General features: G+C 63.8%; 15 protein-coding genes. 6 read left to right on the top strand and 9 right to left on the bottom strand.

All coding sequences use genetic code 11. The features are described 5' to 3' along the window. Positions 1-52 precede the first annotated feature (52 nt). The 6 genes from QCE58_RS26240 to QCE58_RS26215 all read right to left on the bottom strand — a co-directional run bounded on the left by QCE58_RS26240 (position 53) and on the right by QCE58_RS26215 (position 3,357). Complete coding sequence (locus QCE58_RS26240; protein ID WP_175979328.1) at positions 53-844, bottom strand: anti-sigma factor; 792 nt, start codon at positions 842-844, stop codon at positions 53-55. Continuing rightward, positions 841-1,365: an RNA polymerase sigma factor gene (locus QCE58_RS26235; protein ID WP_008353386.1), complete on the bottom strand. Its 525-nt coding sequence runs from the start codon at positions 1,363-1,365 to the stop codon at positions 841-843. The genes QCE58_RS26240 and QCE58_RS26235 overlap by 4 nt, the downstream gene beginning before the upstream one ends. 46 nt (positions 1,366-1,411) lie before the next feature. Next, complete coding sequence (locus QCE58_RS26230; RefSeq protein ID WP_160172887.1) at positions 1,412-1,552, bottom strand: hypothetical protein; 141 nt, start codon at positions 1,550-1,552, stop codon at positions 1,412-1,414. 74 nt (positions 1,553-1,626) lie between these two features. Then, positions 1,627-2,007, bottom strand: a complete 381-nt coding sequence (locus tag QCE58_RS26225; RefSeq protein ID WP_033536167.1) for a lipoprotein — start codon at positions 2,005-2,007, stop codon at positions 1,627-1,629. 165 nt (positions 2,008-2,172) lie between these two features. Continuing rightward, on the bottom strand, positions 2,173-3,159 hold the full coding sequence (locus tag QCE58_RS26220) for an AraC family transcriptional regulator (protein WP_008353388.1): 987 nt from the start codon (positions 3,157-3,159) through the stop codon (positions 2,173-2,175). Positions 3,160-3,195: 36 nt separating this feature from the next. Further along, the gene (locus QCE58_RS26215) at positions 3,196-3,357 is read right to left on the bottom strand and encodes a hypothetical protein (protein ID WP_309780491.1); all 162 of its coding nucleotides are present in this window, start codon (positions 3,355-3,357) and stop codon (positions 3,196-3,198) included. Between the two features lie 21 nt (positions 3,358-3,378). Between QCE58_RS26215 and QCE58_RS26210 the strand changes: the two genes are divergently transcribed. Both QCE58_RS26210 and QCE58_RS26205 read left to right on the top strand, forming a co-directional pair. Continuing rightward, positions 3,379-4,431, top strand: coding sequence for an aldo/keto reductase (locus tag QCE58_RS26210; RefSeq protein ID WP_250521665.1), 1,053 nt, complete (start codon positions 3,379-3,381; stop codon positions 4,429-4,431). A gap of 186 nt (positions 4,432-4,617) precedes the next feature. Next, positions 4,618-5,799 (top strand): 4-hydroxybenzoate 3-monooxygenase, encoded by a 1,182-nt coding sequence (locus tag QCE58_RS26205; RefSeq protein WP_175979325.1) that lies wholly within the window; start codon positions 4,618-4,620, stop codon positions 5,797-5,799. Positions 5,800-5,847: 48 nt separating this feature from the next. Here the strand turns inward: QCE58_RS26205 and QCE58_RS26200 are convergent, their stop codons facing one another. Next, positions 5,848-8,055, bottom strand: coding sequence for an amylo-alpha-1,6-glucosidase (locus QCE58_RS26200; RefSeq protein ID WP_235366214.1), 2,208 nt, complete (start codon positions 8,053-8,055; stop codon positions 5,848-5,850). A 242-nt stretch (positions 8,056-8,297) separates the two neighbouring features. Here QCE58_RS26200 and QCE58_RS26195 point away from each other — a divergent pair, with 242 nt between their 5' ends. The 3 genes from QCE58_RS26195 (at position 8,298) to QCE58_RS26185 (ending at position 12,439) form a co-directional block, all read left to right on the top strand. Then, entirely contained in the window at positions 8,298-9,281 is a 984-nt protein-coding gene (locus tag QCE58_RS26195; RefSeq protein ID WP_250521664.1) for an acyltransferase family protein, read from the top strand. Positions 9,282-9,694: 413 nt separating this feature from the next. Continuing rightward, positions 9,695-10,489, top strand: a complete 795-nt coding sequence (locus QCE58_RS26190) for a sulfite exporter TauE/SafE family protein (protein ID WP_175979322.1) — start codon at positions 9,695-9,697, stop codon at positions 10,487-10,489. A 252-nt stretch (positions 10,490-10,741) separates the two neighbouring features. Beyond that, positions 10,742-12,439 carry an acid phosphatase gene (locus QCE58_RS26185; RefSeq protein WP_250521663.1) on the top strand — a complete coding sequence of 566 codons (1,698 nt, stop codon included), beginning with the start codon at positions 10,742-10,744 and terminating at the stop codon, positions 12,437-12,439. A 3-nt stretch (positions 12,440-12,442) separates the two neighbouring features. Here the strand turns inward: QCE58_RS26185 and QCE58_RS26180 are convergent, their stop codons facing one another. Beyond that, positions 12,443-12,835 carry a RidA family protein gene (locus QCE58_RS26180; RefSeq protein WP_008353398.1) on the bottom strand — a complete coding sequence of 131 codons (393 nt, stop codon included), beginning with the start codon at positions 12,833-12,835 and terminating at the stop codon, positions 12,443-12,445. A 137-nt stretch (positions 12,836-12,972) separates the two neighbouring features. Between QCE58_RS26180 and QCE58_RS26175 the strand changes: the two genes are divergently transcribed. Continuing rightward, complete coding sequence (locus tag QCE58_RS26175) at positions 12,973-13,869, top strand: NAD-dependent epimerase/dehydratase family protein (protein ID WP_250521662.1); 897 nt, start codon at positions 12,973-12,975, stop codon at positions 13,867-13,869. A 58-nt stretch (positions 13,870-13,927) separates the two neighbouring features. On the opposite strand, the gene QCE58_RS26170 is transcribed toward QCE58_RS26175, so the two are convergent. After that, the gene (locus tag QCE58_RS26170) at positions 13,928-15,037 is read right to left on the bottom strand and encodes a malate/lactate/ureidoglycolate dehydrogenase (RefSeq protein ID WP_250521661.1); all 1,110 of its coding nucleotides are present in this window, start codon (positions 15,035-15,037) and stop codon (positions 13,928-13,930) included. Between the last annotated feature and the right edge of the window lie 13 nt (positions 15,038-15,050).

Raw genomic sequence — 15,050 nt, 5'->3', positions numbered from 1 at the left:
AGAAAGGCCGCAACGATCACGCATCGTTGCGGCCTTTTTATCGATTCCCGGCTCACCAGTTCTTCGGATCGCCGCCCAGCTCCTTGCAGGTGTCATAGGCGATTGCCTGCAGCTTTTCCTCGCCGATCTGCCCCGAAAGCGCATAGCCGACGCGATTCCACGCCCAATAGAACGTGGTGCGTTGTCCGTCCTTCAGCGTGCGGATCTTGCTGTCGTTGCGCCTGATCGTGGCGGTCGTCATGTAGAGCGTGAGGCGCTCGCCCGCCGCGTTCTGATACATGAACTGCGCGGCCGGACCCTCTTCGTCCGGCAACAGGCGTCCGCCGACGAGCTGAAATCCGTACTCGGCCAGCGACGGAATCGTCACCGCGCGATTCAGCCGCTTCGAGAGCCAGGTGACGAGATGATCTTGCTGCGACGCCGCCACTTCCACCGCGTGCCGCTGCTCGGGCGCGTACACGGCATACGCGATATCCGCGCGTTCCGCGAAGCGCGGCTTGTCGCCGAGCGCGGGCAGGAGCATCTGCAACAGGAATCCGCACGCGACCCCGACGGCCATGAAGCCTGCCGCGATCAGATAACGCTCGCGCGAGCGCGGCCGCAGACGCACGATCTGCGGCTCGCTCTGATCGGCGAAGAGCGCGCGCAACGCATTGTCCTGCGCACGATACGCGGCGACGGTCGCCTCGCTCGCGGGATCGCCCGCGACGCGTTCGGCCACGGCATCGCGCTCATTGCCGGGAAGTTCGTCGTCGATAAAGGCGGACAGCGCCTGCAGATCGCGATCGGGTTTGGGCGGCCCCATACGGTCGCCGCCTTCGGATGGACGGTCTTGATTGGTCATGAGCGGCTCACCACTTTCAGCGACGAAGGCGACGCCTTGCGGCCCGATTCCTCGCCGAGCAGAACGCGCATGTGCTCCCGCGCTCTCGACAAGCGCGACATCACGGTTCCGGTCGGCACATTCAACACCACGGACGCCTCCTGATAACTCATTTCCTCGACACACACGAGCAGCATCACTTCGCGCTGCTCGACCGGCAGACAGTACAGCGCGCGCTGCACATCGCGCAGCACGAGGCCGTCGACTTCCCCGCGCGGCGCGGCCATCTGCCGCCAGGGCGCGCTTTCGTCGTCGACGGCGATATCGCGGCGACCGCGCAACTGGTCGATATACAGATTGCGCATGATCGTGAACAGCCACGCGCGCAAGTTCGTGCCCGCATGAAACGACCGGGCGCGATTGAGCGCGCGCTCGGTCGCGTCCTGCACGAGATCGTCGGCCCAGGCGCGATCGCCCGTCAGCGCGCGCGCGTAGCGGCGCAACTGCGGCAGATGCGCGAGAAGATCGCTCTCGAAGCTCAAGACCGTGCGTCCTCTTGCGTGCGGGGCGAGCCGGAGGCGTTCGCCATCAGTAGCTGCCTCCGCCGGCAGGTCCGCTCGGCGCGCCAGAAGAAGGCGGCGCACTTTGCGTACCGCTCGCGCAGCCCGCTGTGCCGAGCGCGAGCCCGAGCGCGATCAGGAGCGCCGTCACGCCGATCGATCGTTTCATGGTCGTTACCTGTTGATTGAAAGACTGGCGGACTCGCCGATTTATTCCGCGAGCCCGCATCGATGCGAAGGCGCTCAGGGCTTCACGACGTGCCAGACATCGCGGAAATTGTCCCCGTTCTTGTCGCCGGGCTTCGTGTCCTTCGCGAAGCGATAGACGCGCTTGCCGTCATAGGCCCACTGTTTGCCGCCGTCGGCGGATTCCATGGTCCATTTCCCGCTCGGCTTGTCGGAGTCGCTCGCCATCGCGGCGGGCCAGGCCTGCGCACAGCCGCCGCTGCACGCGCTCGGGCCGCCTTTCGTGTCCTTGTCGAAGGTGTAGAGCGTCATGCCGTTTTCATCGACGAACATGCCGTTCGATTCTTTCGGCGCCGCAGCATGCGCGGATGACGCGAGCGAAGCAAAAGCGGTAGCGACGGTTGCGGCAGCGACGAACATCTGGATACGCTTCTTCATTTCATCTTCCTTGTTGTAGAAGTATCCGTAGAACGTTCGGAAGCGCTGCACTATTCCGCGGACGATGAAATAAATCGATGCGGCAGCGCCGTCGCATCGCCTGTCGGCAATCCATTCAAGACCATTCGCGCGCGCTCGGCCAGTGCTTCGTTGAAATTTCGGTGCTCAGGCCCCCGCGGCGGCGGCCGTCGCGTCGCGCCAGCGGCGGGTGTCGCGCAACGGCGGCGCACCGAAAAGCCGGCTGTACTCGCGGCTGAACTGCGATGCGCTTTCATAGCCCACGCGATGCGCGGCGGTGGCGGCATCGACGATATCGAGCATCATCAGGCGGCGCGCCTCCTGAAGCCGCAGCTGCTTCTGGTATTGCAGCGGGCTCATCGCCGTCACCGCCTTGAAATGATGATGCAGCGACGACACGCTCATGTGCACGTCCCGCGCGATGTCCTCCACGCGCAGCGGCTGGTCGAAATGCTGGCGCAGCAACTGGATGGCCTTCGCGATGCGCTGCGTCTGGCTGTCCTGCAGCGCGATCTGCCGCAGACGCGCGCCGGAGCCGTTCATCAGCAGGCGATACAGGATTTCGCGCTTGACGAGCGGCGCGAGGATCGGCACGTCCTCGGGCGTGTCGACGAGCCGCAAAAGGCGCAACACGGCATCGAGCATCGAGTTGCCGAGGCGGTTCACGTAGAGACCGCGCGAGGCGTCGGTCTGCGTCGCGGGCGGCAGGCTTTCGTCCTGGATCAGCGACGTGATTTCGTCGACATCGAGATCGAGCCGCATGCCGAGATACGGCTCGGACTCGCTCGCCACCGACACCTGCCCGCACACCGGCAGATCCACCGACGACACCAGATAGTGCATCGGATCGTAGATATAGACCTCGTCGCCGACCATGAGGCGCTTGCTGCCCTGCGCGATGAGCGCGAGCGCGGGCGTCTGGATGCCGTGCTTCGGGCCGCCCGGATTCATGATCCGATGCAGGAACAGCCCCGGCACCGGCGTCTCGACCGAGCCTTCGCAACCGATGGTGAAACGGTCGAGCAGCGCGACGAGATCGAGGCGCGCCTGATCCAGCGCGGCGTCATGACGCGTTTCTTTCGGCTGGTCATGACTTTCTTTTCCGGCGAAGCCGGGCGTGTCGTTCAGAGCCATGGTTTGCGGACCATTTTCAAGATGGGAGAAGTCTGGTTAGCTTACTCGCGCGAGCGCGTGATTGCTCGCGCGCGCCCCCAGCGTTTGCAGGAACAGGCAAGGATTGAACAGGATCAGGCTATGAACCCGCCGCGCGCCGGGACGATACTGCATTGCCGGCGTGGACCCTGTCGTGAAGGTCGTGCGATGCCGCGCCATTCCAGTCACTCGGGAGCAACCATGCGTTACAGGAAATTCGGCAACACCGGTCTTTTCGTCTCGGAGCTGTGCTTGGGCACGATGACCTTCGGCGGCGGAACGGGCGGAATCTGGGACAACATCGGTCAGTTGCAGCAGGCGGAAGCCGACAAGCTGATCGGCCGTTCGCTCGATGCGGGCATCAATTTCATCGACACCGCCGACGTCTACGCCGACGGCCGATCCGAAATCATCACCGGCCAGGCGCTGAAGAACCTCAACGTGCCGCGCGAAAACGTGGTCGTCGCGACGAAAATCCTTGGCGAGACCGGCACCAAGGGCGTGAATTCGCGCGGCGCGTCGCGCTATCACATCATCGATGGCGTGAAGGCGAGCCTGAAGCGGCTGCAGCTCGATCACGTCGATCTGTACCAGATTCACGGTTTCGATCCGGCGACGCCGATCGAGGAAACGCTGCGCGCACTCGATAATCTCGTGCAGCATGGACACGTGCGTTACATCGGCGTTTCGAACTGGGCGGCGTGGCAGATCATGAAGGCGCTCGGTATTTCCGAGCGTCTCGGTCTTGCGCGTTTCGAGTCGCTTCAGGCGTATTACACGGTCGCTGGCCGCGATCTGGAACGCGAAATCGTGCCGCTGCTGCAAAGCGAGAACGTCGGGCTGATGGTCTGGAGTCCGCTCGCGGGCGGCCTGCTTTCGGGCAAGTTCACGCGCGAAGGCGGCAAGGAAGAAGGCAGCCGGCGCACCAAGTTCGACTTCCCGCCGGTCAATGTCGAACGCGCGTACGACTGCGTCGACGTGATGCGCCGCATCGCGGAATCCAAGGGTGTATCGGTCGCGCAGATCGCCCTTGCCTGGCTGCTGCATCAGAAGGTCGTGTCGAGCGTGATCATCGGCGCGAAACGGATCGAGCAGCTCGACGACAACATCGCGGCGACCAACGTGCGTCTCAACGAAGACGAACTCGCCGCGCTCGATGAGGTGAGCCAGTTGCCGTCGGAATATCCCGGCTGGATGCTCACGCGCCAGGGCGAATATCGGCGTAATCAGTTGAAGGAGGAAGCGGCGGAGTAAGGCCGTCCGGCGCGGGCGACCGGCCCGCGCCGGCTAGGGATTTACCCGTACTTCAGGCGATTTTCCCGCGTTTTAGGGGCTTTATCTCCGAATCAGATAGTTCTTATCCTCCCTATCGCGTTGCGGCATAAGGCCGCTCTGCCGACACTGTACGCACAACATCACCACTGCCTCACGGAGACAATCATGCGTACTCAAGTCGGCATCGTCGGCGCGGGCCCGGCCGGGCTTCTTCTCTCGCACCTGCTTCATTTGCGCGGCATCGAATCGGTCGTGCTCGAAGCGCGCAGCCAGAACGACATCGAATCGACGATTCGCGCCGGCGTGCTCGAACAAGGCACGATGGACACGCTCACTCAGGCCGGTCTCGGCGCGCGCATGCAGGCCGAAGGCGCGCTGCACCACGGTTTCGAGCTCGCGTTCGAAGGCCAGCGCCGCCGTATCGCGCTGACCGAGCTCACAGGTCACTCGATCACGGTCTACGCGCAGCACGAAGTCATCAAGGATCTGGTCGCGGCGCGGCTCGCGGCGAACGGCGAGCTGAAGTTCAACGTGTCGAATGTGTCGCTGCACGACTTTCAGGATGGCAGCGATCGCAAGCCGCGCATCAAGTATCAGCACGAAGGCCGCGACGAAGAACTCGAATGCGACTTCATCATCGGCTGCGACGGTTCGCAGGGCGTTTCGCGACAGTCGATTCCCGAAGCGGTGCGGCAGGATTATCAGCGCATCTATCCGTTTGGCTGGTTCGGCATTTTGGTCGAAGCGCCGCCCTCCTCCGATGAACTCATCTACGCGCGGCACGATCGCGGATTCGCGCTCATCAGCACGCGCTCGCCGGGCGTGCAGCGCATGTACTTCCAGTGCGATCCGAAAGATACGGTCGATGCCTGGTCCGACGACCGCATCTGGGCCGAACTGCACGCACGCGTCGATACCGCCGATGGCTGGCAGATCACCGAAGGCAAGATCTTCCAGAAGAACATCGTCGGGATGCGCAGCTTCGTGTCCACGCCGATGCAGTCGGGCAAGCTGTTCCTCGCGGGCGACGCAGCGCATATCGTGCCGCCGACAGGCGCGAAGGGCCTGAACCTCGCCGTGTCGGACGTGCGCGTACTGAACGCCGCGCTTCTCGATTTCTATCAGGAAGGCAACGGCGAGAAGCTCAGCCACTATACGGAAACGGCATTGAAGCGCGTCTGGCGCGCCGAGCATTTCTCGTGGTGGATGACGCGCATGCTGCACAAGCTGGACGATACGTCGCCGTTCGAGCAGCGCCTGCAGGTGGCCGAACTCGAACATGTGACGACATCGCGCGCGGCCGCCACCGCCCTCGCCGAAAATTACGTGGGCAGCGTCGCGGTATAAGCGCGGACCGGTCGCACGGCGCTTGGTCGGCGCCGTGCGTCGTCGACGTTACAGAACGGCCACGACCCTGACGTCGCCTTCGACGGACGGAATGACCTGCCCGCCGACGCGCCGGAACGTGATCGTCGCGGTCTTGTCGCCGAGCCGCAGATCGCCGATTTCGAGCCAGTCGATGCCTTCGGGCAACTCCGGCCGGTCGATACGCACTTCTTCCTTGACGGCGTCGACGGTCACGCCGAGACACGCTTCCAGAATCATGAAAGGCGCGCCCGCCGCCCACGCCTGCGGCAGACACGCGACCGGATAGGCGATCGGCCGTTCGCCGCGTTGGCGCGTGAATCCGCAGAAAAGCTCCGGCAGACGCATGTCGAACGTGACGGCGGCTTCGAACAGCGACTGCAGCAGTCCCACGGCCGCGCCGCGATCGCCGTAGCGCGCGAGGCCGCGTGCGCAGAGCGCGGTGTCGTGCGGCCATACCGAGCCGTTGTGATACGACATCGGATTGAAGCGCGGCTGCCCCGCCGCAAGCGTCCGCACGCCCCAGCCCGTGTGAAAGAGCGCCGATTCGAGTTGCTTGGCGACAGCCTCGCCGCGTTCGCGTTCGACGAGATCGAACGCGAGCAGATGCCCCGCATTCGACGACAGCACGCGGCATAGCTCGCCCTTGCCATCGAGCGCAATGCCGTAAAAATCCATCTCCGGCATCCAGTACATCTCTTCGACACGCTCGCGAATGTGACGCGCACGCCGCTCGAACTCGCTTGCGTTCTCGCCTTGCCCGCGCTCGCGGGCGAGACGCGCCATCGTGGAAAACGCGGTCGATGCGTAACCCTGGACTTCGACGAGCGAGATCGGGCCGATCGGAAACTTGCCGTCTGCGTGGAAGACCGAATCCTGGCTGTCCTTCCACCCCTGATTCGCCAGACCGTGCTCGGATGCGCGCTGGTAGTCGAGCAGACCGTGCGGATTCTTGTCGCAATGGCGCGCGACCCATTGCGCTGCGAGCTGCAGTGCCGGCCAGATTTCATCGATCAGGGCGGTGTCACCGGTGCGTTCCGCGTATGCGCCCGCCAGCACGATGAAGAGCGGCGTGCTGTCGACGCCGCCGTAATAGAGCGCGAACGGCACTTCGCCGGTTGCCGCCATCTCGCTCTTGCGCGTCTCGTGCATGATCTTGCCGATTTCGGCATCGCGGAAAGCGGAGTCTTCACGCGCCTGATTCGCGGCGAGGAAGCGCAGCACGCCGCGCGCGAGCGTCGGATGCAGCCAGAGCATTTGCAGCGACGTGATGATCGCGTCGCGGCCGAACGCCGTCGAGAACCACGGAATGCCAGCGTACGGATAAGGGCCGGTTTCGAGATCGGTGGTGAGCAGCCCGAGATCGGCGAGCGAACGGTCGATCCATTCGCTGAAGAGCGGATTGCTCGAACGCACGCGCGCGCTCGCGCGGCGCCGGTCGCGCATGCGGCGATGCGCCTCCACGAGCGCGTCGCGGATCGCGGGACGGCCCGATTCGGGCGCGCATTCGGCCGCTTCCGCGGCGTTGCGCTTGCTTTGCTCGCTGGCGTCCGAGAGCGCGTGCGTCACGGCCGTCACCGAGAGATACACGGAAATGGCCGTTTCGGACTGGATATGCAGCGCGTAGTCGGCGCGGGTGGGCGAAAGCACGTCCGGCGCGGGCGTGAACTGGATGCGCGCCGTGCGCTCCACCTCGTCGAGGCCGACATAGCGCAACACGACCTCGCCGTTCTCGACGACCGGCGGACGCAAAGCCCCGCGCTTGCCACGTATCGCGCCGCGAACCTCGAACATGTCGAGGAAGTCGGCCTTGAAGGAGATCGACAGCGGCACGGTGGACGGCTCCGTGCCGTAGTTCGTCAGCACGATGCTCTCGTGCAGCACATGCCCCGACAGCACGCGCTTGCGTTCGACGTGGATTACGCCTTCCGGCGTGCGTGCTCCGCCGATGGGCGGCAGCGGGCGGTTGGTCAGGTGCGCGGTAAAGACGGCGTTGTCGCTCGATACGCTGCCCGAAAGCAGCGACGGCGCGCGTCCGCCGAACGTCAGCACGAGCTCCGACAGCACGCGCGTGTCGTTGACGAAGAGGCCGTCGTCGTCGCCGCGGATATCGCCGTTCGCATCGTAGACGGCGAACGTGTTGCCCGACTTCAGCACGAACTGGCGTTCGCTCGGTATGTTCGGGTGCTCCGTCGGGATGAACGCTTCGTCCGGCAGCTTCGATTGCGACACCTGCATCTGCTGTTGTTGCTGCTGTTGCTGCTGTTCCTGTGTGTTCATTGCACCTTCCTGAAAGTAATCTGAAGGGTTTCGTGAGGCGTTCGGGGGCGCTTACCCGCTGTCATCGACAGCCTTTCGACCCGCCCACGCCTGACGCGTTCTCCGCGCGCAATGTCATCTCGATATGTCGGACCATAAGCCTCTCGGCCTTATGTGGCAATGGCTTGGGCTAAAATTGCGCTTTTTGAGCGAACTCAGAGGTGGATTTGCGCAACAGAACAATCGACGCAGCCCGAGGGATCGGGATCGTTCTTGTTGTCCTTGGACACGCCATTGGTTTGCCAGAGTGGCTCTTCCGAGTCATTTACTCGTGTCATATGCCTCTGTTCTTTTTCCTGTCTGGATACCTTTTCAACGGCAAGAGAGGTCCGCTAGAGGTCATGCGCAGGAATTCCCGACGCCTTCTGATGCCGTACGCAGTCGCCGCCACAATCGCGATCTTCCCGTCGATTCTATTTGGGAATACAACCAGTCTCTCCCAATTCTTCGTGCAACTCGGGGGTACGGCGTATTCCATACCTCGATCGAATCTTACTTTCTATTGCACGCCGCTCTGGTTTCTAACTTGCCTGTTCTGCACCGAAGCCATGTACGCGGCGTTGACCCGGTACGCGCGACACGTTGTGCATGTCGTGATCGCCGCATCATTGGTCGTCGGCTGCACGTTAATGGCCTTCGTGAAAGGCTTCTCACCCTGGAACATCAAGATCGCTTTTGTCGCGCTCTTTTATTTCCACCTGGGTTTCGTTGCAGCCGAATCCAAAATGCTGGACGGCAGGCGTTTTCCCGCTTGGACGCTGCCACTTTGCGCGCTCGGATGGATCATCGCTTCGCTGTGGAATCCCAAAGCAGCGAACCTCGCCGGCGAGACTATCGGTAATCCAGCGCTGTTCCTCCTCGCATCAATATGTGGGATATGGGCATTGGCCAGGTTAGCCCGGCTCACCGCGACGTCGCGCGCACTCAGTTTTCTCGGTAAAAACACGCTGCCCATATTCGCGTTCAACTATCCCCTCAATCTTTTTGCTCAGTGGCTGTTCGCGCCGACCACGCCGTGGTTCGTCTTCGCTGCTTCGGAAATGGCGTTAGCCGTCGGGTTCGTTTTCCTGCTTCGACGCATTCCGGCAATCGCGCGCGTGTTCTCGATCGAATCGGGACAACGCGCAAGCCCAACTGCGGTCTAGGCCGGCCAGGCTGGTCAGTTCGGCATAGGCTCCGCGAGCCATAGCTGAAGAGTGCTATGCTCTTAGCCCTTTTGTCCGGCCAGCGCTAAAAGGCGTCTGCCGGGAGGCGCACGGTTTCATTAGAAGGCCGGCGCAGCGTTTGGGCTCCGATCGCTGAAAGAGTACTTCGCGGACGCGCGCGAAATCGGGACGCCCTAAGCCGCGACGCCGAAAGGTTCTCACGAAATCCGACCGCTCCCGGCGCGCCTCCGTTTGCAGGAAAAAGGAAAGGATTTTGCCCGGGCAATTTTCGGGCGTCGGTCGGCCGCGATGACCGAGTCGTACAAGGATGTCCGAAGCCAAGAGTCGCGATTCGGACAAATTTTGGATGAACGTTAAACAGCCCCGCCCAGCAAGGGTTGCGGGCGTCCGGCATGTCATTTCCGCATATCGACTTACTTTATTCTGCCTCAGGTCTCGCAGTGGGTTTCCTGGTCGGCCTGACGGGCGTCGGCGGCGGCTCCCTGATGACCCCGCTGCTCGTCCTGCTGTTCGGCATACATCCGGCGACCGCCGTCGGCACCGATCTGCTGTACGCCACCGCGACCAAGACGGCCGGCACGCTCGTGCACGGCATCAAGGGTTCGGTCGACTGGCGCATCACCGGCCGTCTCGCGGCGGGCAGCGTGCCCGCTGCGGCCATCACACTCTACTTTCTGCACGAACACGGTTTGACAGCGCCGGGCACCGCGCGGCTCATCCAGCTGATACTCGGCACCGCGCTCCTTATCACGGCGGTTTCGCTGATCTTCCGGCCGCAACTCGCGCGCCTTGCCTACAAAAAGGGACATGGCCGCCCCGAACACCCGACGCGTACCGCCGCGTGGACCGTCTTCACCGGCGCGATTCTCGGCCTGCTGGTCTCGATCACTTCCGTGGGCGCAGGCGCAATCGGCGTGACTGTACTTCTGCTGCTGTATCCGCGTCTAGCGACGGCGCGCATCGTCGGCTCGGACGTGGCTCACGCGGTGCCGCTCACGCTGATTGCCGGCACCGGCCATTGGATGCTCGGCTCAGTCGATTGGTCCTTGCTCGCCTCGCTCCTCGTGGGCTCGATTCCCGGCATCGCCCTTGGCAGCATGCTGTCGACCAAGGCGCCGGAAGCGTTACTCCGTCACGTTCTCGCCGCGACGCTCGTTCTCGTCGGAGCAAAGCTCGTGTTCAGTTGATGTTAGTCACGGTCGTTCGCGCTTTCCAGTCGGCCAAAAGACATAGGCCGATTCGTACGATATTCCTGTTTTTTGCCTATGTCGTTCGGCCGGGTTTCCCGCGGCGGGACGATGCGGCATCATCCCCACTCAGTTGAGCCGCACGCAGAGCGGTTCAAGTCGGGGCGCCGGTAACGGGCGCGTCATCTTTCGGCGTCGATCATGCAGCGTGCGTCAACGGGCGTGGGCCGCATATTCACGAGGAGTCAGGCGATGAATGAAAACGATCATCCGCAGCACGAGCTTCCTTCCGGCAACGATACGCCAGCAGGCGACGCACCCGCCGACCCCGCGCGGCGGCGGCTGCTCGCCGCGGGCGTGGGCCTGGCGGGGCTGTCGCTCGGCGGGTGCAATCTGTTCGAAAACAAGCCGACCACCCCGAAAACTGCCGCCGATATCGCACTCGACCGCACGCTCGCCGCGAAAGTGCAGCACATCGTCGTGATTTACGCGGAAAACCGCAGCTTCACGAATCTCTACGGCAACTATCCGGGCGTGCAATATCCGCTGTCGGCGGTGCCGGCATCGCACTACACGCAACTCGATCGCGATGGCGTCACGCCCATGCCCACGCTGCCGAAAATCTGGGACGGGCTTGTGCCGCAGGCGCAGGAAGTCGACGGCAAGCGCTACGCGATCACCGAGCAGCAGATCATCGATCTGCGCAACGCGCCCTTCCAGATCGCAGACGCGCACGGTGCGCCGCTGCCCAATTCCGTCATCACGCGCGATCTCGTGCATCGCTTCTATCAGAATCAGATGCAGATCAACGCAGGGCGCAACAACCAGTTCGCGGCGTGGGGCGATTCGGGCGGCCTCGTCATGGGGCACTACCAAAACTCACCCGAAACGCTGAAACTTTGGGGGCTCGCGCAGCAATACACGCTCTGCGACAACTTCTTCATGTCGGCGTTCGGCGGCTCCTGGCTGAACCACATCTTCCTCATTTCCGCGCAGGCGCCCTTCTATCCCGATGTCAAAGGCAGCCCGGCTGCGAAGCTGCTCGCGGTCGTCGAAGGCGACGATCCTGCCGGTTCGCGCCTGAAGCTCGCCCCGGATTCGCCCAAATCCGCGCTCGAGGGCCCGCCGAAGTACGTGCGCGACGGCGCGCTCACGGCGGACGGATACGCCGTCAACACCATGTTCCCGCCGTATCAGCCGAGCAACGTGCCGCCTCCGCAAGGCGGCGACTCGCGCTATGCGGACCGCTCGAACGCGCTGGTATTGCCGCCGCAGACGTACGCGACGATCGGCGACCGCCTGTCGGACAAGAACGTCGATTGGGCGTGGTACAGCGGCGCGTGGCAGTACGCACTGGAACATCGGGACACCGGCGCGGTGCCGGACTTCCAGTACCACCATCAACCGTTCAATTACTTCGCCAACTTTGCGCCGGGCACGGCCGCACGGGCGCAGCATTTGCGCGACGCGGGACTTGGCGACGATCCGTCGACGAACAAGCTGCTCGCGGACATCGACGCGGGCCGCCTTCCTGCCGTCACGTTCTACAAGCCCCAGGGCAATCTCAACATGCACGCGGGCTATGCGGATGTCGCTTCGGGCGATCGGCATATTTCGAACGTGATCGAGCGTCTGCGGCGCGGGCCGCAATGGGAGAACACCGTGGTGATCGTCACCGTCGACGAAAACGGCGGCTGGTGGGACCACGTCTCGCCGCCGAAGGGCGATCGCTGGGGGCCCGGTTCGCGCATCCCGGCGCTCGTGATTTCGCCGTTCGCGAAGAAGGGCTACGTCGATCACACCGTGTATGACACGAACTCGATCCTGCGCTTCATCTCGCGCGTGCACGATCTCGCGCCGCTGGACGGCGTGGCCGCGCGGGATCGCGCGTTCGCCGCAAGCGGTCAGGCGCCGCTCGGCGACCTGACAAAATCGCTCGATCTCGCGTAACGGCTAGACGCGTTCGACCCACGCTCGCGCGGAAATTTCCAGCAGATAGCCGTAGTGCAGCGCGCCGACCGGCACGACGGCGCGTGCCGGTTTCCAGGCGCCGAAGTGACGCGCGTAGATCTCGTTGAACGCTTTCCAGTGTTCGACGCCGACGAGATACACCGTCACCTCGATGCAATCCGCGAGGCTCGCACCCGCGGCTTCGAGCACGGTGCGCAGATTCGAAAGCGTCTGTTCGGCCTGCTCGTCGAACGGGAGATCGCCGGTATGCGTGCCGTCCGCGCGCATCGGCAATTGACCCGAAACGCAGACGAGATTGCCGGCGCGCGTCGCGTGGCTGTAGTGTCCGGCGGGAATCGGCAGGCCCGGAGCGTTGATGAGTTCGATCGGTGGCATCGTCGGTCGCGTTGGGTGGATGGCCTCGGATTATTGATTCCGAGTCAAGTTTCATTTGAGACTATCACCGTTTTTGCGAAAGTCGAAGCGGCTCATACTGTGTTCATCGCAGTTTGAACATTCAACGGAGCAAGAACATGGACGTTTTCATCACGGGCGCGGGCGGTTTCATCGGCGGCTCGATCGCGGCGGGACTCGCGCGGAACGGACATCGCGTGCGCGGCCTCATCCGTCGCGCGGAACAGGCCGACGAACTGAAACGCCTGAACATCGAACCGGTGATCGGCAGTCTCGACGACGCGGCCTTGCTCGCCGCCGAAGCGCACGCGGCCGATGCCGTCATCAACGCGGCGAGCAGCGATCATCGCGGCGCGGTCGAAACGCTGATCGGCGCGCTCGAAGGCACGAACAAGCCGTTTCTGCATACGAGCGGATCGAGCATCGTCGGCGACGCATCGGGCGGCGAGGCATCGGAGAAGATCTATACCGAGGACGACCTGCCGGAGCCGACGCCCGACAAGGCGCCGCGCGTAGCGATCGACAATCTCGTGCTCGACGCCGCCAAGCGTGGCGTGCGCTCGACGGTGCTCTGCAACACGCTGATCTACGGCCACGGCGCGGTGCGCGATACCGCGAGCGTGCAGTTGCCGCGTCTGGAACGACAGGCGCGCAAGAGCGGCATCGTGCGCCATGTGGGGCGTGGCCTCAACATCTGGTCGAACGTGCATATCGACGATGTGGTGACCATCTATCGGCTCGCGCTCGAAAAGTCGCCTGCGGGCACGTTCTACTTCGTCGAAAGCGGCGACGCGCAATTCCGCGACATGACCGTCGCGATGGCGAAGGCGCTCGATCTGCGCGGGCCGGAAGACTGGCCGCTCGAAGAAGCGATCAAGGAATGGGGCTACGAGATGGCCTCGTACGGCCTCGGCTCGAACAGCCGCGTGCGCAGCAAGCGCACCCGCGAGATTCTGGGCTGGCAGCCGTCGCGCACGTCGGTGGTCGAATGGATCGAAACGGAATTGACTGCTTGAGTGAAGTTCGCGCGGCAAATTGGCTTGACCAATTTGCCGCGGCTACCGCTTCGCGCAATTACTGCAGCGCGGCCGCGAACTTTTCGATTTCCGCTTCCGGCATGCCCGATTTCGTCGCCGAATCGCGGATTTGCTGCCACGTCGTCGGATCGATTGCGATGCCGTTCGCGCCGCGGTCCGCACGACGCGCCTCTTCCGGCTCGCCCGGCGCGTAGATCGCATCGACGCCTTCCGCGCGCGGCGACGCCTTCATCCATTCGAGGAACGCTTCGGCCTCTGCTTGCGCGGCGGGCGCATCGAACGCGTTCGGATCGACGATCACCGAAGTCATGCAGTTGATGATCGCACTCGATCTCTCCAGCGTCTCTTCGTGCGTCGTGTAGCCGCCCGAGAGCGCGCCGCCGAAGATCTCGCACAGCGCGGCCAGGCCCGAACCCTTGTGCAGGCCGAACGCGGTGAGCGAGCCGAACGGCTCCTCGTGCATCACCTTCGGCTCGATCGTCGGCTTGCCCTCATGATCGAGCAACATGCCCGGCGCGACCTTTACGCCCTTGTTGTAGGCGACGCGCGTCTTGCCGTACGCGATGCCCGCCGTCGCGAAATCGAGCACGAGCGGGCTCTTGCCGTCGCGCGGATAGGCCGCGCAGAACGGATTCGTGCCGAAGCGCCGGTCGATGCCGCCGAAGGGCGCGACGAGCGGATCGCCCGCCACGTTCACGAAGTGGAACGATACGAGTCCGGCCTTCGCGCACTGTTCCGCCCAGTGGCCGATACGCCCGATGTGGTGCGCGTTGCGCAAGCCGACCGCGCATACGCCGAGCTTCTTCGCGCGCTCGATGCCGTGCTCCATCGCCTCGTAGGCGACAACCTGACCGAAGCCCTTGCGGCCGTCGACGGTCAGCACCGCGCCCGCATCGCGCACGATTTCGGCGTGCGTGTTGAGCTGCAACTGACCTTCGGAGAGCGACGCGACATAGCGCGGGATCATGCCGACGCCGTGGGAATCGTGGCCCGAAAGGTTCGACATCACGAGGTGATCCGCGACCAGTTCCGCCTCGCGCGGCGCGCTGCCGGCCGACTCCCAGATGGCGCGGACGTACGCGTGCAGCGTGTCGGCGGCGATGCGCCGTTCAGTGGCGGATGGGGTGGACGTGGGGGATGCATTCATTGCGACACTCGTC

It is taken from the genome of Caballeronia sp. LZ028, from assembly GCF_031451415.1.
Classification (GTDB): domain Bacteria; phylum Pseudomonadota; class Gammaproteobacteria; order Burkholderiales; family Burkholderiaceae; genus Caballeronia; species Caballeronia zhejiangensis.
Note: the sequence above shows the minus strand (reverse complement) of the source record. Positions and strands in the feature narration are given on the sequence as shown.